23 protein-coding genes and 1 tRNA gene are annotated in these 20,020 nt (G+C 64.6%); 19 read left to right on the forward strand and 5 right to left on the reverse strand.

Annotated features, from left to right (window positions below; genetic code table 11):
• Position 1: 1 nt before the first annotated feature.
• From GQB03_RS17725 to GQB03_RS17740, 4 genes are read left to right on the forward strand one after another with little or no spacing between them, the layout of a single operon-like run.
• Positions 2–595, forward strand: a complete 594-nt coding sequence (locus GQB03_RS17725) for a c-type cytochrome (protein WP_159692230.1) — start codon at positions 2–4, stop codon at positions 593–595.
• Between the two features lie 7 nt (positions 596–602).
• Positions 603–1,031 (forward strand): group III truncated hemoglobin, encoded by a 429-nt coding sequence (locus tag GQB03_RS17730; RefSeq protein ID WP_159692232.1) that lies wholly within the window; start codon positions 603–605, stop codon positions 1,029–1,031.
• A complete protein-coding gene (locus GQB03_RS17735) occupies positions 1,025–1,702 on the forward strand; it encodes an SCO family protein (RefSeq protein WP_159692234.1) in 678 nt (225 codons plus the stop codon). Before GQB03_RS17730 ends, GQB03_RS17735 begins: the two co-directional genes overlap by 7 nt.
• On the forward strand, positions 1,699–2,322 hold the full coding sequence (locus tag GQB03_RS17740; protein WP_159692236.1) for a hypothetical protein: 624 nt from the start codon (positions 1,699–1,701) through the stop codon (positions 2,320–2,322). The genes GQB03_RS17735 and GQB03_RS17740 overlap by 4 nt, the downstream gene beginning before the upstream one ends.
• Here the strand turns inward: GQB03_RS17740 and GQB03_RS17745 are convergent.
• From GQB03_RS17745 to GQB03_RS17755, 3 genes are all read right to left on the reverse strand, one after another.
• A complete protein-coding gene (locus tag GQB03_RS17745; protein ID WP_159692238.1) occupies positions 2,273–2,779 on the reverse strand; it encodes an RrF2 family transcriptional regulator in 507 nt (168 codons plus the stop codon). The genes GQB03_RS17740 and GQB03_RS17745 overlap by 50 nt on opposite strands.
• A gap of 69 nt (positions 2,780–2,848) precedes the next feature.
• A complete protein-coding gene (gene petA, locus GQB03_RS17750) occupies positions 2,849–3,436 on the reverse strand; it encodes a ubiquinol-cytochrome c reductase iron-sulfur subunit (RefSeq protein WP_159692240.1) in 588 nt (195 codons plus the stop codon).
• A gap of 313 nt (positions 3,437–3,749) precedes the next feature.
• Entirely contained in the window at positions 3,750–5,075 is a 1,326-nt protein-coding gene (locus GQB03_RS17755; protein ID WP_159692242.1) for a sigma-54 interaction domain-containing protein, read from the reverse strand.
• A 171-nt stretch (positions 5,076–5,246) separates the two neighbouring features.
• Here GQB03_RS17755 and cydP point away from each other — a divergent pair, with 171 nt between their 5' ends.
• The 11 genes from cydP to GQB03_RS17810 all read left to right on the forward strand — a co-directional run bounded on the left by cydP (position 5,247) and on the right by GQB03_RS17810 (position 13,623).
• Positions 5,247–5,453, forward strand: coding sequence for a cytochrome oxidase putative small subunit CydP (gene cydP / locus GQB03_RS17760; RefSeq protein ID WP_159692244.1), 207 nt, complete (start codon positions 5,247–5,249; stop codon positions 5,451–5,453).
• Positions 5,443–6,999, forward strand: a complete 1,557-nt coding sequence (locus GQB03_RS17765; protein ID WP_159692246.1) for a cytochrome ubiquinol oxidase subunit I — start codon at positions 5,443–5,445, stop codon at positions 6,997–6,999. The genes cydP and GQB03_RS17765 overlap by 11 nt, the downstream gene beginning before the upstream one ends.
• 15 nt (positions 7,000–7,014) lie before the next feature.
• Positions 7,015–8,154, forward strand: a complete 1,140-nt coding sequence (gene cydB / locus GQB03_RS17770; protein ID WP_159692248.1) for a cytochrome d ubiquinol oxidase subunit II — start codon at positions 7,015–7,017, stop codon at positions 8,152–8,154.
• Between the two features lie 22 nt (positions 8,155–8,176).
• The gene (gene cydX, locus GQB03_RS17775; protein ID WP_159692250.1) at positions 8,177–8,287 is read left to right on the forward strand and encodes a cytochrome bd-I oxidase subunit CydX; all 111 of its coding nucleotides are present in this window, start codon (positions 8,177–8,179) and stop codon (positions 8,285–8,287) included.
• Positions 8,271–8,588 carry a cyd operon YbgE family protein gene (locus GQB03_RS17780; RefSeq protein WP_235027122.1) on the forward strand — a complete coding sequence of 106 codons (318 nt, stop codon included), beginning with the start codon at positions 8,271–8,273 and terminating at the stop codon, positions 8,586–8,588. The genes cydX and GQB03_RS17780 overlap by 17 nt, the downstream gene beginning before the upstream one ends.
• Positions 8,589–8,598: 10 nt before the next feature.
• Positions 8,599–9,273, forward strand: coding sequence for an MBL fold metallo-hydrolase (locus GQB03_RS17785; protein WP_159692254.1), 675 nt, complete (start codon positions 8,599–8,601; stop codon positions 9,271–9,273).
• Complete coding sequence (locus tag GQB03_RS17790; protein ID WP_159692256.1) at positions 9,260–9,754, forward strand: group II truncated hemoglobin; 495 nt, start codon at positions 9,260–9,262, stop codon at positions 9,752–9,754. Before GQB03_RS17785 ends, GQB03_RS17790 begins: the two co-directional genes overlap by 14 nt.
• A 20-nt stretch (positions 9,755–9,774) precedes the next feature.
• Entirely contained in the window at positions 9,775–10,908 is a 1,134-nt protein-coding gene (locus GQB03_RS17795; RefSeq protein WP_159692258.1) for an NAD(P)/FAD-dependent oxidoreductase, read from the forward strand.
• Positions 10,909–11,100: 192 nt separating this feature from the next.
• Positions 11,101–11,748, forward strand: a complete 648-nt coding sequence (locus tag GQB03_RS17800; protein ID WP_159692260.1) for a peroxiredoxin — start codon at positions 11,101–11,103, stop codon at positions 11,746–11,748.
• Between the two features lie 107 nt (positions 11,749–11,855).
• Complete coding sequence (locus tag GQB03_RS17805; protein ID WP_159692262.1) at positions 11,856–12,851, forward strand: SLAC1 anion channel family protein; 996 nt, start codon at positions 11,856–11,858, stop codon at positions 12,849–12,851.
• Positions 12,852–12,927: 76 nt separating this feature from the next.
• Complete coding sequence (locus GQB03_RS17810) at positions 12,928–13,623, forward strand: fumarylacetoacetate hydrolase family protein (protein WP_159692264.1); 696 nt, start codon at positions 12,928–12,930, stop codon at positions 13,621–13,623.
• Between the two features lie 193 nt (positions 13,624–13,816).
• Here GQB03_RS17810 and GQB03_RS17815 read toward each other — a convergent pair.
• Positions 13,817–13,901 (reverse strand) — tRNA-Leu (locus GQB03_RS17815).
• A gap of 178 nt (positions 13,902–14,079) precedes the next feature.
• Here GQB03_RS17815 and GQB03_RS17820 point away from each other — a divergent pair.
• The 3 genes from GQB03_RS17820 (at position 14,080) to GQB03_RS17830 (ending at position 18,102) form a co-directional block, all read left to right on the forward strand.
• Entirely contained in the window at positions 14,080–14,631 is a 552-nt protein-coding gene (locus GQB03_RS17820; protein WP_159692266.1) for a gamma carbonic anhydrase family protein, read from the forward strand.
• A gap of 116 nt (positions 14,632–14,747) precedes the next feature.
• The gene (locus GQB03_RS17825; protein ID WP_159692268.1) at positions 14,748–16,121 is read left to right on the forward strand and encodes a toll/interleukin-1 receptor domain-containing protein; all 1,374 of its coding nucleotides are present in this window, start codon (positions 14,748–14,750) and stop codon (positions 16,119–16,121) included.
• 1 nt (position 16,122) lies between these two features.
• The gene (locus GQB03_RS17830) at positions 16,123–18,102 is read left to right on the forward strand and encodes an nSTAND1 domain-containing NTPase (RefSeq protein ID WP_159692270.1); all 1,980 of its coding nucleotides are present in this window, start codon (positions 16,123–16,125) and stop codon (positions 18,100–18,102) included.
• A 15-nt stretch (positions 18,103–18,117) separates the two neighbouring features.
• On the opposite strand, the gene GQB03_RS17835 is transcribed toward GQB03_RS17830, so the two are convergent.
• The gene (locus GQB03_RS17835; protein WP_159692272.1) at positions 18,118–18,738 is read right to left on the reverse strand and encodes a dioxygenase family protein; all 621 of its coding nucleotides are present in this window, start codon (positions 18,736–18,738) and stop codon (positions 18,118–18,120) included.
• A gap of 220 nt (positions 18,739–18,958) precedes the next feature.
• Between GQB03_RS17835 and GQB03_RS17840 the strand changes: the two genes are divergently transcribed.
• The gene (locus GQB03_RS17840) at positions 18,959–19,954 is read left to right on the forward strand and encodes an MBL fold metallo-hydrolase (protein ID WP_159692274.1); all 996 of its coding nucleotides are present in this window, start codon (positions 18,959–18,961) and stop codon (positions 19,952–19,954) included.
• Positions 19,955–20,020 lie beyond the last annotated feature (66 nt).

The following is a 20,020-nucleotide window of genomic DNA, read 5'->3' on the forward strand; positions in this document are numbered from 1 at the left end:
AATGAGTTCTCCCGAGATACTGCCCCAGCAGCGCAGGGAAAATCCCGACCCGCAGGAACGCACTACCCCAATCCCCTGGCTGGTGCTTGCGCTGGCGATCATCCTTGCCGCATTTGGCGTCGACTACATCTCCCACGCGAAGCTCGACACGCCCGCCTCATGGGGCGATGGTCGAAGCCACTCGGAACTGGCCGGCAACAAACCGGCGGACGGCGCCAAGGCCGACGGTGCCGCGATCTTCGCTTCGACCTGCGCAGCCTGTCATCAGGCGACCGGCCAGGGCCTGCCGGGCGTTTTTCCACCGCTCGCGGGGTCCGAGTGGGTGCTCGGAAAGCCGACCACCGCCGCCGCCATCCTGCTCCACGGGATCAATGGCCCGATCACTGTCAAGGGCCAGTCCTATCAGGGCGCCATGCCGGCCTTCGCCGCTTCGCTCGGAGACGCCGAGATCGCCGCGGTGCTCACCTATGTGCGCAGTCAGTGGGGCAACGCCGCGGCGCCGCTCAGCGCCGCAACCGTCGCCGAAGTCCGGACACAACACGCGGGCCGCACCGGACCATTCTCCGGTGGTGATGAATTGAAAGCACTTCCCTGAGAACAGCATGAGTACAAGCTTGGCCCCAGACCCGCTGAGCCGGGACAACCTGCATCGCCTGGTGCATTCCTTCTACGCGGACGTGCGCCGGGACCCGCTGCTGACCCCCGTCTTCGATTCGGCAATCGGTCCCGACTGGCACGCCCATCTGGCAAGGATGGTCGATTTCTGGGCGACGCTGATGCTCGACGCACGCAGTTTTTCGGGCAACGTCTACGGTACGCACATGCGGCTGGAAGGCGTCCAGCCTGCGCATTTCGAACGCTGGATGACGCTCTGGTACGAACACACCGAGAACGGCTTCCAGCCTGCGGACCGCCAGCGCTTGCGCGACACAGCCGAGATGATCGGACGCAGCCTGTTCCTCGGTTTTTTTGGCAGCTCGGTGCGATTCCGCAAGGATGGAGCTGGCGGCATCCTCGTCGACCAATGCTAGCCCGCGGCGGCGCCACCGGATTCATCCCGCCAGACAATCGCTCACTGGTCGCCACCAGCCTCGCGTGCCTCGCGCTCTTGGTCGCCTTCCTCGCCCTTGCCGACGGACTTACCCGGGGCTACCGCCTGTGGACCTTCGAGTCATTGCGTCGCGACGACGCCGCGGCCGGCCGGATCAAGGCGCCATCCATACTGCTCGCGGGACCGCAGGGCACCACGCCGACGCCCTGGCCGGGGCCACCCGGCGAGATCTACATCGTGGATTTCGTCTATACCCGCTGCCCGACCGTCTGCGCTGCACTCGGTGCCGAATACACGCGCATGCAGGCCCTGCTCGACAAACGGTTCGGCGCACACAGCCCGGTACGCCTCGTCTCGATCGCATTCGATCGTCCGCACGACACGCCTGCCGCGTTGGCACATTACGCATCGGATCATCGGCAGAACCCCGCACTGTGGCTGCTCGGGATACCGCAGAGCGCGGCCGCTCAGGAAGATCTGCTGCGGACTCTCGGCATCGTGGCGATTCCTGACGGCCTCGGCGGATTTACGCATAACGGGGCCATCCATCTCATCGACGCCCAAGGGACGGTCAGAGCCATTCACGACCTGGATCAATGGCCTCGGGCACTCGATCAGGCACTCGCCATGAGCAAAGGGGGCCACCCGTGACGCCCCCGCGGCACGGCAGGATCGCGCGGGCCGCGATGGCGCTGCCGCTGCTGCTCCTGATCCCGCCCCTGCGACACATCCTGGAAGCAAGCATGCTGACCCACATGCTGGTCGAGTTCCCGTTGCTGTTCATCGCGGGCGGGCTTGCGGGCGGCTGGCTGACGCACCACCGCTTGCCGGCCGGCCTGCCCGCGGTTGCCGACGCACACGGCCTGCTCGGACTGGCACTCGCAAGCTGTGTCGGCGCGCTGTGGATGATCCCCTCGATGCTCGATCTGAGTCTTCTCGACGCTTCAGTACAGGCCTCGAAGTACGCCTCATGGACGCTTTGCGGGCTGCTGTTCCGCTCGAGCTGGAAACGGGCGGGACCGGTTGTCTCGGCTTTCTTCCTGGGCAACACCGGGTGGATGCTTGCCACCGCGGGCCTGCTTTACCAGGAGGCGCAGCAAAGATTGTGCGTGAGCTATCTGCTGGACGAGCAGTTGATTACCGGAAGGGGATTGGTCGCCCTCGCCATCCTGATCGGTGCATTTGCCGTCACCTGCCTCGTCACTCCGCAAGGGCGGGTATTCAACCCGCGCGACCGCGGGCCTTCCCGGGCACGGGCACCAGCGGAATGACCTTCCGCCCGGCCTGATCGATGCCGAGCAGCGAAGCGGCGACGCTAGGCGCGGCAACCGCATCACGCAGCGTCATGCGATCAAGCTCAAGCATGAAGGCATCGAGCGCACGCCGCAGCCCGCGGGTAAGGTTGCAGGCGGGCGAAATCGCGCAGCGCGTCTCCTTGCCGCTCTCGAAGCATTCCACCAGCGAGAAATCACCTTCGGCAATGCGCACCACCATGCCGATCGAGATCGCCTCGGGATCGCGCGCGAGGCGCACACCACCGCTACGCCCCCTGACCGTCTCCAGCAGCCCCGCGTTACCCATCTGATGCACGATCTTCATCAGGTGATGACGTGATATGTCGTACGCATCGGCGATCTCCTCGATCGTCGACAGCGTCCCGCTATCGTGCCGCAGGCTCAGGTACATGAGGACGCGCAGGGTGTAGTCGGTGTAGACCGTCAGTCTCATGGATTACCGGGCCAAAAACAGGATTCGGCTCGAGCATAGCCCGCCACCCCATAACAGGCAATCCGGAGTTCAACCAGTCGGAGTGTCGTCCCCGATCAGCAATCGCGTATCGGCGAGATACTTGTGGGGCGGGATCTCCAGGTTGTCCGGAGCGGGCTTGTTCTTGTACACCCGCCCCGCGAGATCGAAGGTCGAACCGTGGCATGGGCACAGAAAGCCGCCTGACCAACGCTCGCCGAGGCCACTCGCCGGACCGCTCGTGAATTTTCCGCTCGGCGAACAACCAAGATGCGTACAGATGCCGACCGCGACCAGATATTCGGGCTTGATCGAGCGCGATCGACCCTGTGCGTAGGCAGGCTGCATCGGCCGTGTCGAATCCGGATCGAGGAGTTCATCCTCGATCGTCTCCAGTCCCGCAAGCATTGCCTGCGTGCGGTGCAGTATCCACACCGGCTTGCCGCGCCACTCGACGGTCATCATCTCACCGGGGGCAAGGTTGCCGATTTCCACTTCCACCGGCGCACCCGAGGCCCTCGCCCGTTCCGAAGGGGTGAGACTGGCGACGAAGGGCACTGCGCTTGCTACGGCAAGAGCACCGCCCGCAGCCGATGTCGCGACCAGCAGCCGACGCCGCGTTTCCAGTGAATCATCCATCTCGCTGCGCTCCGTTCAGTTCTATTGGGGGCGGCAAGTCCGCGGACACTTACGAACGCCGGGGAGACGGAAGGTCCGGCGGGAGATACCGCCAATGGCCGGACCACGTGCCGTGCCTGTCCACAGACTTGCCTCCCACCGCCAATACAAGTCCCGTGCCAACACTGACATATTTCACAAGTATTTGTTTTTACTTTAAAAAATAGATTTCTGTCAGCGCAACCTATACGCATGCGACCGACAGAAAGGCCATTATTGACAGCCTCGAGCTACCAGAAACGTCAAAATTGACAGCAGGGCGTATCATCCCCCTTCACGAACCGGAACCGATTTCGTGCTCCCTGAGCTTTCTGTAGAGCGTTCGCTCCGAAATTCCGAGCTGCCTTGCCAAGGCCTTGCGGCTACCGGAATGCGCCGCCAGAGCCTTCTGGAGCGCCTGCCGCTCGAGGCCGGCGAGGTCTTGCGCCACTTCACCCCCGGCAGTCGCGCCCGGCGGCGACGGCGGAGACGCGACATCGCCGGCGAGATGTTCAGTGCCGATCTCGTCGCCATCGCACATCAGGCTCGCTCGCTCGAGGATGTTGCGCAGCTCGCGTACATTGCCCGGAAACGGGTAGCTGCGCAGGCGGGCCACTGCAGCCTCGCTCAGGTGCATCGGACGCGGTGTCTTGATCCGTTCGAGCAGCCCTGCCGCAAGCAGGGGGATGTCCTCTTCCCGCTCCCGCAGAGGTGGAATCTCGATCGGGAAGGTATTCAGCCGGTAATAGAGATCCTGCCGGAAGCTCCCCTCGGCCACCATGGCACGCAGCGAACGGTGGGTAGCCGAAACCACGCGGATATCCGCGGTGCGAAGCTCGGTCGAGCCCACCCGGCGATACGTCCCGGTCTCGAGCAGGCGCAGGAGTTTGACCTGCATGCCGAGCGGGATGTCACCGACCTCGTCGAGAAACAGCGTACCGCCGCTGGCGGCCTCGATGAGGCCGATCTTGCGCGTCGTCGCACCGGTAAAGGCACCGCGTTCGTGGCCGAACAGCTCGCTCTCGAAGAGGGTTTCGGGAAGACCCGAGCAATCCACCGCGATGAACGGTCGCTCGGCACGCTTGCTGGCCTGGTGAATCGCATTCGCCACCAATTCCTTGCCGGTACCGGACTCCCCCTGCAGCAGTACCGTGGCGTCGGACGGTGCCACCCGCGCCACGAGACCGAGCATCTGCTGGAAGCGCGGCGCACGGCCGATCAGCCCATGCCTTCCGTCCAGCCCACGGGCAACCGGCAACGGTTCCATCTTCTCGACGAAGAACACGATCTCGCCCGCGCTGTCGCGCAGCGGGGAGAGTTCGATGTTGACGTATTCCTCGCCTCGCGGCGTGTGATGCAGATGCAGGACCCGCTCGCGCTGGCCGGAATCAAGACTCTGGGCGAGCGGGCAACTCTCGCCGGCCCGATCACAGGGAACGCTGTAGTGATGCGACACCTCGTAGCAGGTGCGTCCGATCACGCTGCGCCCGGCTCCGCAGCTGCGTCGATATGCCGCATTTGCAGCGACGATCCGGTAGTGACGATCGCATAGAATGTGCGGCTCCGACAGGGATTCCAGAAAGGATACGAGCTCGGGAAGGGGGCGGATCGACGCTGCCATGACTGTCACATTTGTCAGAAACGACTGCCAATATCCTCCAGGCGTCCGTCAGCCGTCAATCGGCAATTCTCGACCGCCGAAAAAATTCCTTCTCAATCAGTCACGTGCGAACGCTCTACGGGTTGGCACGGGACTTGATAAGCATTCGGGCAAGACCCGGGGAGAGAACCCATGACCAAGCGCTCGCTCGCGCACGAACTGACAGTGATCGTCGCAATCAAGCTCGCCATTCTCACCGCCATCTGGTGGTTCTTCATCCGCGACTTCCGTGTCGAGGTCGTGGTGCCGCCGGAAGGCAGCGCGATGACGGCGCGTCCCCTTGTCGAAACAAGCAAACACCAACCATCCCAACCCCATGGAGGCCCCAATGGTGACTGAACAACTGGTGGACCTGTCGCGGCTGCAGTTCGCCGCAACGGCCATGTACCACTTCCTTTTCGTGCCGCTCACGATCGGCATGACCTGGATGCTGGTAATCATGGAAGCGGTCTATGTCATGACCGGCAAGCCGATCTACAAGGACATGACCCGCTTCTGGGGCAAGCTCTTCGGCATCAACTTCGCGCTCGGCGTTACCACCGGCATCACGCTCGAATTCCAGTTCGGCACCAACTGGGCGTACTACTCGCACTACGTCGGCGACATTTTCGGCGCACCGCTGGCGATCGAGGGCCTGATGGCTTTCTTCCTCGAATCGACCTTCATCGGCCTGTTTTTCTTCGGCTGGGACCGCCTCTCGCGCCGCCAGCACCTGCTGGTGACCACCCTGATGGCGATCGGCACCAACCTGTCGGCGCTGTGGATCCTGATCGCCAACGGCTGGATGCAGAATCCGGTCGGTGCCGAGTTCAATGCCACCACCATGCGCATGGAGATGGTCGATTTCTGGGCGGTACTGTTCAACCCCGACGCCCAGGCCAAGTTCGTTCACACGGTGTCCGCGGGCTATGTCACCGGCGCCATGTTCGTGCTCTCGATCTCCGCCTGGTATCTGCTGCGGAAGCGCGACGTGGAGTTCGCCAAGCGCAGCTTCCGCATCGCCGCGGCCTTCGGCCTCGCCTCGGCGCTGTCGGTGATCGTGCTCGGCGACGAATCCGGCTACACCGTCGGCGAGGCACAGCAGACCAAGATGGCGGCGATGGAGGCCATGTGGGAGACCGAACCCGCCCCGGCCGGCCTCAAGCTCATCGCCGGCATCAACGAGAAGGAAATGAAGAACGACTGGGAGATCGAGATTCCCTGGCTGCTCGGCCTGATCGGCACCCGCTCGCTGGACAAGGAACTGCCGGGTATCAAGGAGATCATCGCCCACAACCGCACGCGCGTGGTCTCCGGCATCGAGGCGGTCAAGGCGCTCGACCAAGTACGCAGCAACCCGCAGGACGCCGCAGCACGCGAGCGCCTGCTCACCTATCAGGCCGACCTCGGTTTCGGCCTGCTGCTGCGCAAGTACGTCACCTCGATGGACCAGGTCACGCCGGAACTCATCGATCGCGCCGCGGCCGACACCATCCCGCGGGTGACGCCGCTGTTCTGGGGCTTCCGCCTGATGGTGGCACTCGGCTTCGCCATGGCGGCGCTCTTTGGCCTCGCTCTGTGGTACTCGGTCAAGGGCAGCTTCGCGGAAAAGCCGTGGCTGCTGCGCTGGGCGCTGTGGTCGCTGCCAATGCCGTGGATCGCCTGCGAGATGGGCTGGTTCGTGGCCGAATACGGCCGCCAGCCCTGGACCATCTACGGCGTGCTGCCCACCCACATGTCGGTATCCACCCTGTCGGTGTCCTCGCTGTATGGCTCGCTGGCCGGTTTCGTCGGCTTCTACACGGTGCTGCTCATCGTCGAGATGTACCTGATGGTGAAGTTCGCACGGCAGGGCCCGGGCAGCCTCGGCACCGGCCGCTACCTCAATGAAGTCGCACACGCTTAATCAGGAGCCGCTCGAATGATCATCGATTACCCGACCCTCAAAGTCATCTGGTGGCTGCTGGTGGGCGTGCTGCTCGTCGGTTTCGCCATCATGGACGGCCACGACATGGGCGTGGGCACGCTGCTGCCCTTCGTCGGCCGCGACGACGTGGAACGCCGCGTCGTCATCAACACCGTCGGCCCCCACTGGGACGGCAACCAGGTGTGGTTCATCACCGGCGGCGGGGCAATTTTCGCGGCCTGGCCGCTGGTGTATGCCACCGCCTTCAGCGGTTTCTACTGGGCCATGCTCGCGGTGCTGTGGGCGCTGTTCTTCCGCCCGGTGGGATTCGATTACCGCAGCAAGCTGCACAGCCCGACCTGGCGCAAGACCTGGGACTGGGGCCTGTTCGTGGGCGGCGCGGTGCCGCCGCTGATCTTCGGCGTGGCCTTCGGCAACCTGCTGCAGGGCGTCCCGTTCAATTTCGACAACAACCTGGTGTCGTACTACACCGGTTCGTTCTGGGGGCTGCTCAACCCGTTCGCCCTGCTCACCGGCGTGGTCAGCACCGCGATGATCACCTTCCACGGTGCGATCTACCTGATGCACCGTACCGAGGGTGACATCCAGCGCCGCAGCAGAAACGCGGCACTCATCTTCGGCGTGTTGCTGCTGGCGGGCTTTTCGGCGGCCGGGGTGTGGCTGCAATGGATCCCGGGCTACGTGATCACGTCGACGATCGATCCGTCCGCCCTGCCCGATCCACTGGCCAAGGAAGTGGCACGCGAAGCCGGTGCCTGGATGCACAACTACCAGACCATGCCCGCCACGATGGCACTGCCGGTACTCGCCTACCTCGGCACCATTGCTGCCCTGCTGCTCGCCCTCAAGGGACGCACGTTATCCGCCTTCGTCGCCTCGTCGCTGACGATCGTCGGCGTCATCGGCACCGCGGGGGCATCGATGTTCCCCTTCGTGATGCCCTCGTCGAGCGACCCGCGCTCCAGCCTCACCGTGTGGGACAGCGTCTCGAGTCACCTCACCCTGTCGATCATGTTCTTCGCCACGCTGATCTTCATGCCGATCATCATCACCTACACCAGCTGGGCCTACAGGGTGATGTCGGGCAAGGTCACCGCCGCCTACGTGCGCGAGAACAGCCATTCGGCCTACTGAACCGGAAAAGGAATAGAAAATCATGTGGTATTTCACCTGGGTACTTGGCGTCGGCTTCGCGGTATTGCTGGCAATCCTCAACGCGATGTGGGGCGAAAACGAGGAGGCCCGCAACAATGGCCGCCATGAATGAGCCCCTTGGCATCGGTGAGCCCGGCGAGCGGGACGCGGCACCGGCCGGACCCGGCCTCGCCTGGCTCCCGCTGCTGACCGCGATCGCGCTGACGCTCGGCATCACCATCTATCCGCATGTGCTGACCGGCGCAGATGGTCGCGCCGACCACCTCGCGACGATGCTTGCGATGTGGGCGATGAGTGCCGGCTTCGTGCGCGGCACCGGTTTCGTGCCGCGCAACCGCGCGCTGCGGATCGCGCTGTCGGGATGGGCCTGCCTGGCCGCATTGGTGCTGGCCGGGATCCGGCTGCTGGGCTGAGGAGATCGTCATGCTGTTTCGCCAGCTCCACGACACTGCCAGCAATACCCTCACTTACCTGCTGGCCGATACCGACGAGCGGGAAGCCGCACTGATCGATCCGCTACCGGGGCAGTCGGAACTGCTGCTCGCCTTGCTCGGCGAATACGATCTGCGCCTGCGCTACGTGCTGCGCACCCATGTGCACCGCCCCGACCGGCGCCCCTGCACCGATCTGTGCCGTCACACCGGCGCACGCATCGTCATCGGCACGGACGCGCCGGCGGACGAACCCGGCGAGCGGGTTGCGCACGGTGCAACCCTGGTCCTCGGCAACGAAGTGCTGCGCGTGCTCGCCACACCCGGTCACACCCCCTGCTGCGTCAGCTACCTGTGGCGCGACCGGCTGTTCTGCGGCGACACCCTCGAGATCGACGGCTGCTGCGAACCGTCCGACGAACTCGAGCCCGGTCATCTCTACGACAGCGTCACCCAGCGCATCTTCCTGCTGCCCGACGAAACCCTGATCTTTCCGGGTCACGACCGCAGCGGCCGCAGCATCTCGACGGTGCGCGAAGAGCGTCTGCGCAACCGCGCCTACGCCGGCCGCAGCCGCGAAACCTTCATAACCGACGTGGGCATGCGACGGCTCGCCCGGCCCCCTGCCCGCCATCCATTCGAAGAAGACATTCATGAAGCCCATTGAACAGAACATCTGCGCGCAAGAACCGGCAAGCCTGTACCGGCGCATCGGCGGCGCGGCCGGCGTCGAACGGCTGGTCGAGCGCATCTACCACTGGATGCAGCAGCTTCCCGAGGCCAGCGATGTGCTCGCCATGCATCACCCCGATCTCACCGAGGTCAAGGCACGCCTGCGAGCCTTCCTTTCAGGCTGGCTTGGAGGGCCCGACCTCTTTCGCCCCGCCTATGGCGAACCCCGCATGCGCCGCCGCCATTTCGCCTTCGAGATCGACACTGCGGCGCGCGACGCGTGGATGGCCTGCCTGTGCCGCGCAGTCGACGAGACGGTCGCCGAACCCGCCCTCGCTGACGAGCTGAAATCGGTGTTCCAGGCCATGGCCGACCATCTCCGCAATGTCCGATCCCCCCGCGACCAACAACCCCTGTCCGGCTGTGGCTGCGGGAATCCGCACGGCGGGCACGCCACACGTTCGCCAGGGCCCTGACGACCCGATCCGGAGCACAAATGAGCAATCCAGAAATCTGCATTCTCGGCGCCGGCTTCGCCGCGCTCACCGCGGTACGGGAGCTTCGCAAGCATGCACCGGATGCCCGCATCACCCTGATCGCCCCCAGACCGGAGTTCATCTACCTGCCCAGCCTGATCTGGATTCCGACCGGGCTGCGCAGGGGTGACGACCTGCGCATCGCGTTGCAGCCCTTCTTCGCACGGCATGCGGTCAACTATGTGCAGGCGCGCGTCACCGCCGTGCTCGAGGGCGGGCGGCGTGTCGTCACCGATGCCGGCGAATATTCGAACGACGCCCTGATCGTCGCCTCCGGCGGACGCTTCATCAAGAAGCTGCCCGGCATCGAACACGCCATCACGCTGTGCGAAGGCATCACCGCGGCCGAGCGCATCCGCGAGCGGATCCTGGCCATGGACCAAGGCCGCATCGCCCTGGGCTTCGGCGGCAACCCTGCGGAACCCTCGGCGATGCGCGGCGGGCCGATGTTCGAGCTGCTGTTCGGACTGGAACGTTGGCTGCGACGCCAGAAGCGGCGCGACCGGATCGATCTCACCTTCTTCAACGCCGCCGCCGAACCCGGCAAGCGTCTCGGGGAGCGAGCGGTGAAATCGCTGCTGGCGGAAATGGGACGACGGCGTATCGACACCCACCTCGGCCACAAGCCACTCGGTTTCAGTGAAACCGGGGTCGACACCGATGGCGGACACATCAACGCAGACCTGATCCTCTTCATGCCCGGCCTCACCGGCCCCGACTGGCTGGCCGCGAGCGAGCTGCCGGTCTCGCCCGGCGGCTTCGTCAAGGCCGATGTCCACTGCGCCGCCGAAGGGCTCGAGCGGGTATTCGTTGCGGGCGACGCCGGCAGCTACCCGGGCCCGGACTGGCTACCCAAGCAGGCCCACATGGCCGATCTGCAGGCCCGCGCCGCGGCGCGAAACCTGCTCGCCACGCTCGGCGGGAAACCGCCCACCGAGACGCCAAAACCGGAGCTCATCTGCATCGTGGACAGTTACGACACCGGCATGCTCGTGTACCGCAGCCCACGCCGCAGTTTCATGCTGCCCTCCAGCCGGGCCATGCACTGGTCGAAGCGCTATTTCGAGGCCCACTACCTCAAGGGGATCCGATGAATCGGACACCCACCATCGACCTCCAGCGCCGATCCTCGCCGCCCTGAGCCGGCAGGCAGAAGAGAAGCGACGCTCCGTAAGCAAGCATCATCGGCAGTGACTATACGGCCGATAGGGAGAAGCAACTTCCTTATAAATAAGCATTTGCTTATATTTATTTCACCTCAGTTGAACAACGCAAGGAGTGAAAAGATGGAAACCCAGAACACCTGCCCATCCTTCCCGCGGATCAATGAACCCGCGCCCGCCTTCAAGGCTGCAACCACCTTCGGCGAGCGCAGCCTCGAAGACTATCGCGGCAAATGGTTGATCCTGTTCTCCCACCCTGCCGACTTCACGCCGGTGTGCACCACCGAGTTCATGGGCTTTGCGCGCGCTGCCGACACTTTCCGCAGCATGAATTGCGAATTGCTGGGCCTGTCGATCGACAGCCTCTTCTCCCACCTCGCCTGGACCCGCAGCATCAAGCAGAACTTCGGCGTCGACATCACCTTCCCGATCATCGAAGACCTCAAGATGGAGGTCGCCAAGGCCTACGGGATGATCCATCCGGGGGCTGGCGATACCTCGGCGGTCCGTGCAACCTTCTTCATTGACCCAGAAGGGAAGCTGCGGGCCATGGTCTATTACCCGATGAGCAACGGCCGCTCGATCGACGAGTTCGTGCGCCTGCTGCAGGCACTTCAGACCAGCGACGCCAACGGCGTGGCAACGCCCGAGAACTGGAAGCCCGGCGAGCCGGTGATCGTGCCGCCGCCAAAAACCGCCGAGGCCGCCGAGAAGCGCGCCAGCGAAGGCTACGACTACGTCGACTGGTACTTCTCCAGAAAGACTCTTTGATCGAGGCTCCTGGCCGCGCAAAGACGACCTGCGCGGCCAGGTCCGCTCAAGGCGGACATTCCGGCGATCAGATCACGCAATAAGGTCACCCCCCGACGAGAACCCAGATGAACACCGCCAAGCCAATCCCGAGCGACGCGCATTCGATGAACCCGCCTGCCCGCCTCGCAAACTTCCCGATCGCACTCTTTTCGACCGTGATGGGGACCGCCGGGCTCGCCATCGCCTGGCAGAAGGCTGCGCATTCTCTCGGCTGGCCCGATGCCGCAGGTGGCTTGCTTGCCCTGCTGGCCAGCTTCATCTTCGTCATCACTACACTCTTCTACGCAGCAAAGCTGCTGCGCCATCCCTCCGCCGTCACGGCCGAACGGCTGCATCCGGTAAAGATGAACTTCTTCCCGACCTTTTCAATCGGCATCCTGCTGTTGGCGATCGCCTGGAGCCCCGTCGCACCACGGGCTGCCGCCGCGCTGTGGATGACGGGCGCCGCGCTGCAGCTCGGGTTCACGCTGATGATCATGAGCAGCTGGATTCATCACACCCAGTTCGAGGTTCAGCACCTCAATCCGGCGTGGTTCATCCCAGTCGTCGGCAACATCATCGTGCCGGTCGTCGGCATGCGTTATGCCCCTGCCGAGATCTCGTGGTTCTTCTTCAGCATCGGGCTGGTTTTCTGGATGATCCTCTTTGCGGTGGTCATGTACCGCCTGTTCTTTCATGCACCGCTCGCGCTGCGCCTGACGCCCACACTGTTCATCCTGCTGGCGCCCCCATCGGTCGGCTTCATTGCCTACACCAACCTTGTCGGCGGGCTCGACGCTTTCGCCCGCATTCTCTATCACACCGCCCTGTTCCTGGCCCTGCTCCTCGGCAGCAATGCCATGCGCTTCTTCCGCGTGCCCTTCTTCGTTTCGGCCTGGGCCTACTCCTTCCCGCTCGCCGCGCTTACCATCGCGACGATGCGCATGGCCGAACTCAGCGGAGCAGGATTCTTCCACCTGCTCGGCGTGGCGCTGTTGATCCTTACCAGCCTGGTCATCGCCGCACTGGCGATGCGTACGATCAAGGCCATCGGCCGCGGCGAGCTGTGCGTCCCCGAATAGCCGGGAACCGCCTGCAGTGGCGGTGCCCGGCCGCTTCGCACATACTGGCGGGCGTCAACTCCATGGAGCCACGCCCGTGTCCGAAGCAAATCAGCTCGCCATTCCCGCTTTCGAGCCGCCCACCCTGCCGGTGGCCGACAGCAACGCGCTCTTCCCGGTACGCCGCGTCTTCTGCGTGGGCCGCAACTACGCCGCCCACGCCCGTGAAATGGGCGCCGACCCCAACGCCGAACCGCCTTTCTTCTTCATGAAGCCGGCAACAGCCGTGCAGCATCACGGCCGCGTCGCCTACCCCAACCGCACCGAGGACTATCACCACGAAGTCGAGCTGGTGGTCGCGCTCTCGTCCGGTGGTCGCGACATTCCGGTGGTTGCCGCACTGGATCGCGTCTATGGCTACGGTGTAGGTCTGGACCTCACCCGCCGCGACATTCAGACCGCCCTCAAGAAGGCCGGCAAGTCGTGGGAGATGGGGAAATGCGCCGACCAGTCGGCACCGGTATCAGCCATCACGCCTGTTGCGACATGTGGTCACCCGGAAAGGGGCACGATCCAACTCAGCGTGAATGACAAGGTGGTCCAGCGAGGCGATCTCGCCGACATGATCCTCGACGTGCCGCACATCATCGCCGAGCTGTCCACCTGGTTCGAGCTCATGCCCGGCGACCTGATCTTCACCGGCACGCCGGAAGGCGTCGGTCCGCTCAGCCGGGGAGACCACCTGCTTGCCGAAGTCAGCGGCGTGGCAAGACTCGAGTTGGAGCTAGTCTGAGCGACGCAGGAAAACGCTGCGCGTCGGCTCCTTTTTGGACCGACCGTATATCGCCCCTCAAGTGCGGCGCCCACCCAGGCACAGGAAACCGATTAAAAACAAGAACGGCTACCAGCACCATTCAAGTGAGTGTCGCGACCGTTTCATCAGCGATTGCCCGTCTTGAGAGCACGGTCAATCGCTGCCTTGTCGCTGGTGCCCAGAAAGGGACTCGAACCCCCACGCCTTGCGGCGCCAGAACCTAAATCTGGTGCGTCTACCAATTCCGCCACCTGGGCCCACCGGTGCAAAGCACCGGAGAGGCGGCAATTATACACGGCCCACCGTTTTGCTCCCATACAGTGGCGGGTCGTAAATCCCGGTCGGTGGCGCCGACCGATGACGGTGGCTCGACAGGCCCGACTCGCGCAGCTATAACGCATTTTCCTTACGCGCCAATCACCCCGGAAAGCCATCATGCAGCTGAGCGCCTATCTCAACACTTTTCCCGTATTGGGTGAATTCAATTTCGTACATGATTCGGCCCGGATAATCGGCGACGTTCGTACCGGCCGCGATTGCTCCATATGGTGCAACGCGGTGATCCGCGGCGACGTCAACCGGATCGAAATCGGGGACTGCAGCAATATCCAGGACTTCGTGATGTGCCACGTTTCGCACCGCCGCGAGGCAAAGCCCGAGGGTTCGCCGCTGATCATCGGTCAGCATGTGACTGTAGGACATTCGGCGATCCTGCACGGATGCGCCATCGGAAACGAATGCCTGATCGGCATGGGCGTGATCGTGATGGACGATGTGGTCGTGGGTGATCGGGTGATGATCGGTGCGGGCAGCCTCGTCCCTCCGGGCAAGGAACTCGAAAGCGGGCACCTCTACGTGGGCCGCCCCGCGTCGAAGGTTCGCGCGCTCACCAGCGAAGAACTATCGTTTCTTCGCTATTCGGCGGAACACTACGTTCGCGTAAAGAACAACTATCTGCTGCAGGACAACGAAGTCGAATCGGGCTGACAGATCGTGCCCGGACGCTCCGGATCGTTCGTCAATGGCGGATCTCGGGGCGTTTTTCCGGCGCGGATTGACTATGATCGAAAGGTCCGCGACGCGTTGAATGGGGAGAACCACCGGTGCCGGCAAGCGAAGACTTCTGGGACGACCTGCTCGGGCATCTGAAAGAAGGGCTCCTGCTACCGATCGTGGGACCCGAAATGCTCACGGTGCAGAGTGCCGACGGGACCCCCGGGCCGCTGATGAAGGAGGTGGCCGCGCGGCTCGACGCGCGCTATTCGCTGGGCACCGGCGCAGGTGCCGAATTCGACGCCGTGGTGCGCGCATTCATGCAGCAACGCGGCGCACAGGAATCGGAACGCCTGTACCGCGTGGTCAACGACATTCTTGACCAGATCGATGCGCCTCCGGGCGAGGCATTGCGAGCCCTTGCCAGCGTGCGCGATCTGCGCCTGTTCGTGAGTACCAGTTTCGATTCGATGCTCGCCCGGGCACTTGATGCCGAGCGCTTTGGTGGCGCTCGCCAGACCCGCGAATTATGGTTCGCCCCGAACCAGTCCACACTCGAGCAGCAAGCCAACGCGCCGGCACCGGCCGCTGGCGAGACGGTGGTTTTCAAGCTGTTCGGCCAAGCATCGTCGATGCCGCAATATGCCCTGCACGACGAGGACGTGCTCGAATGGCTGCATGCCCTGCTCAGCGGTACGGCCCGTCTGCCGGACTGGCTCGGCGCGAAGCTGCGTGACTCGCCACTGCTCTTCCTGGGGTGCCGCACGCCCGACTGGCTTGGCCGCTTCATGTTGCGCATGGCCAGCAACGCGCGACTATCACTGTCGGCCAAACAGTTCTTCATCGTCGGTAGCGGCATCGGCTCGCAACCGGCACTCACCGATTTTTTCCGCACCTATTGCGGCACCACGCGGGTACAGGTGCTCGAGGCCGATGCAAACAGTTTTGCCATCGAGCTGGCCGCACGCTGGAAGGCGCGAACCCCCGAGGCCGCAGGGACTCCGGCGGCAGCCGAGTCGGCGGCAGAGCATGGTTCGATCTTCATCAGCTACGCGCGCGAAGACATCGATGCGGCGCGATGTCTTGCCGGCGCGATTCGCGAGCTTGGCGGCGACGTATGGCTGGACGAGCGACGGCTCCAGCCCGGCGATCGATGGCATGACGAGATCCTGCGCGGCATCCGCCGCGAAGCGCGACTGTTCCTGCCGCTGATCTCGAAGAACACCGAGGCGCGCGAAGAAGGCTTCGTGTTCCGCGAGTGGGCCGAAGCGGTCGAACGCGCGCAGGGCATTCCACGGCGGCGCTTCATCCTGCCGCTGATCATCGACCCGGACTACGACGGACACTTCGAGCGCTACCAGCAGGTACCCGCCGAATTTGCCACCTTCAACGTCACCCACGCCCCGGGGGGCAAGGCCGACGCGGCCCTGCAGGCCGTGCTGACCGCCGAGATCCGCTCGATGCGACGTGCGGAGTTCGCCTGACATGGACACAGGGCACAACCACCCCGCCCCGCCGCCCCTCGTCAGCGAACGGCCGTGGCCGGGCCTCGATGCCTTTGACGAAGCCGGTGCCGACTTCTTCCATGGCCGCGACAGGGAGACCGCGGCGCTGGCCCGCTGCGTCGAGGATTCGCCGCTGACCGTGTTGTTCGGGCGTTCCGGCCTCGGCAAGACTTCGCTGCTCAAGGCAGGACTTTTCCCCCGATTGCGCAAACGCGGTTATCTACCGGTACTGGTCCGCCTCGACATCCGCCCCGAGGCGCCCGCCTTCGATGAACAGCTCGGCGCGGCCCTGTTCGCCGAAATCCGGCAACGCGAAGCCGATGCGCCGACCGCCGTCCCCGGCGAATCGCTTTGGCAAACCCTGCACCGCAGCGATTTCGAGTTGTGGAGCAGCCAGAACTACCCACTCACCCCGCTCATCGTCATCGATCAGTTCGAGGAACTGTTCACGCTCGGCCGTGCGCTCGGGGAGACGGTCGACCGCTTTCGCCTGACGCTGGGCGACCTTGCCGAGAACCGGATTCCCGAACAGCTCGCACGGCGCCTGCAGGACGACCCGCGTGCGGCGGAAGGCCTCGATCTGCGCAGCCGGCGCTACAAGTTGCTGATCAGCCTGCGCGAGGATTTCCTCGCTGAACTCGAAAGCTGGTGCACCGCGATTCCGACGCTGACACGCATGCGCTACCGCCTGCTGCCGATGAGCGCCGCGCAGGCCTTCGATGCCGTCTATGGCAGCGCAGCCAGCCTGATGGACGAATCGCTGGCGCGTCGCATCGTCTCCTTCGTTGCGGCGGAACGGCAGACACAGGACGCCGCTGCCGCCAATCCGCCGCCAGTCGGGACGGGTACGGACGACCCCACCGCGACGATCGAACCCGCGCTGCTGAGCCTCTTCTGCCGGGGCCTCAACGAGCGACGCCTCAAGGCCGGCAATGCACGCTTCGACGCGACCCTGCTCGACAGCGCCAAGCAAGGCATCATCGCCGACTACTACGCTTCCTGCGTCTCGGACCTGCCCGAAAAGGCCTGCCGCTTCATCGAAGGCGAGCTCATCACCGAAAAGGGCTACCGCAACAACTTCGCGCGCGAGGACGCGGTGCCTTCGATTCTCAGCGCCGAGCAGCTCGAGAAGCTGGTCGCGCTGCGGCTCCTGCGGGTCGAAACGCGCCTCGGCGTGCAGCGCATCGAGCTGACTCATGATCTGCTCACGCGCGTGGTCCGCGAGCACCGCGACCGGCGCCGCGCCGAGGACGAGAAGGCCGAAATCGCGAAGCGTGCCGAAACTGCACGCCAGGCAGAGGAGCTGCGCAGGCTGCAGGCCGAAGCCAGGGCCGGGCGCCGCTTCCGGATTCTTGCCGGCGCGCTGGCCCTGAGCCTGGTCGCGGCGGTGTGGCAGGGATGGACCGCGCTGAAGCAGCGTGAAATCGCGGTCGAGGCGAGGAAGCTCGCCGTGGCGCAGCGCGAAACCGCGGAGAACGCGGCAAACGAAGCTGCCCGTGCCCAGGCCGAAGAAGCCAGGCAGCGCAAGCTCGCGGAGCAACGGCTCGAACATATCGTCGCCGGACTGCGTCTCAAGCAGGCGGTGCTCTCCGGCGATTCGGCCAGGATCGCGCAATACCTCGATTCGGATCTGGCCGAAACCAGAGTGAAATTCGGCGCCAGTGCGCGATATCTCAACTACCGCAACCCGGCGGGTCAGAAAGTGTACGAGTTTTCCCTGTACCCGGAGGCCGGGACGCTACCAAAGGACAAGGCCTCGGTAGGGCTGGTCACCTACTGGATGAATCACCCGACCTTCAAGAACTCATTGCTGACCGCGGGTCCGCAACAGTCCTTTACCGCGCGCTACACGGGCTGGGGATGTCTCCATACCGTGATCGCGCTGATCGAGTATGTCGACCCGGACAAGCCCCCGCGGATCGCCAGCTTCGACATGTGCGATCACATGCGGACCGAGTGATACCAGCCGCCCCTGTCAGGACGCGGCGTCCAGGACCATGTCCCACCTCGCCTGCAACGGCGTACCGGCGGCACCCGGTGCGAACGATGCGGTCACCAGCGGCCGGCGCTCGACCGCGATGCTGCGATAGAGGAAGTCCTCCGCGTTGCGCGGTTCGTCCGCGACGTAGAGCTGGGTCACGAAGGGCTCGCGCCCAGCCGGGAACACCGCCACATGGATGTGCGGCGTACGCCCCGGATAAGGTACCGGGCGAATGGTGAGAAAACGGTAACGGCCGTCGGCATCGCTCACCGTGCGTCCGAAGCCCTGGAAGCCCGGGTCGATCGGCCCTCGCCCCCCGTCGCGGGGATGACGGTAGCGTCCGTTGGCATCGCACTGCCAGATCTCGATGCGCGTCGCAGCCAGCGGACGACCGTCGGAATCGAGCAGGCGCCCCGACAGATCAGTGATGGCGCCCCTGGCCGGCGCCGGTTGGCCTTCCACGTGGACCAGGTCGTTGTCCCGGTCGAGCGGCAACTCAACCGGGTAGAACGGCCCCGCGGTCTGGCGGGGAGTCGGCAATGCAGCTCGCGCAAGACCCGGCACACCGAGCAGGGCGGCGGCTCCGAACATCACGCGACGACGATTTTCCAGCATCTCCAGGGCTCCGGCGATTGCACTCCTGCAATAGAGTGCGGCCCACGCGAAAGGGTTCGCGCCGCGGTTACCGGCGTTCGATGACAGACGCTTGGCAGCCGCCTCGACTCCCGATAATGTACGCGCCACGCGGCCGTCTCGGTTCGAGCAGCCCGACAGCGCTCATACAGGCACGCGCCCACACGCAGGCGGCCATCCCTCTCAATCCAGGAGAACTCCAATGCATCGCGACACCTTGCGTCCCATTCGCCGCGCCCGCTTGATCGCCAGTCTCGTGCTGGCCTGCACCGCGGGCTTCGGCGCCGCCACGCCCGCCCTCGCGGAGGCCCCGCAGCAACTCACCCAGGTCCCCGGTTACTACCGCACCACCCTGGGAAAATTCGAGATCACCGCGCTCTACGACGGCCCCTTCGGGATGGACCCCAAGGTGCTCAAGTACACCTCGCAGCGCGATATCCAGCGGCTCTTTGCGAAAATGTTCGTCAATAGTCCACCGGTGCAGACGGCGGTGAACGCCTTCCTGGTGAATACCGGCAGCAAGCTGATCCTGGTCGACACCGGCGCTGCGAAGCTCTTCGGGCCGCAACTCGGCAACGTGGTGGAGAATCTGCGGGCCGCGGGTTATCGGCCCGAGCAGGTCGACATCGTGCTGCTCACCCACCTGCACGGCGACCACGTCAACGGCCTCGTCGGCCCCGCCGGCGAGCGCGTCTTCGCCAATGCCCAGGTGTTTTCCTCCGAGGCCGACAACGCCTTCTGGCTGAGTGCCGAGGTCGCCGCCAAGGCCGCCCCCGAGATGCAGGGTTTCTTCAAGATGTCGCGCGACGCCGCAGCGCCCTACATCGCCAGCGGCCAGTGGAAGACCTTCACGGGCGAGCAGGAACTCGCGCCGGGCATCCACAGCGTCGACACCCACGGCCACACCCCCGGCCACACCAGCTACCTGCTTGACGACGGCGGAGAGAAGCTGCTGATCCTCGGCGATATCGTGCACAACCACGCGGTCCAGTTCGCGCGGCCCGAGACCGCGATCGAGTTCGATGTCGACCCGAAGCAGGCGGTGGCAGCACGCAAGAAGACCTTCCAGTGGGCTGCCAAAGAGCGCTTCATGGTGGCCGGCATGCACCTGCCCTTCCCTGGCCTCGGCCACGTCCGCAAGGACGGCAAGGCCTTCGCATGGGTACCCGCCGAATTCGCACCGGTCGAGAAAAAATAGCCCCGGGGTCGCGACCACGACGCGGCGACCGGGCACCCTGCCCGGCCGCATCGCCCCCCAACGCTG

The sequence above is a fragment of the Cognatazoarcus halotolerans genome (assembly GCF_009800965.1).
GTDB lineage: Bacteria > Pseudomonadota > Gammaproteobacteria > Burkholderiales > Rhodocyclaceae > Cognatazoarcus > Cognatazoarcus halotolerans.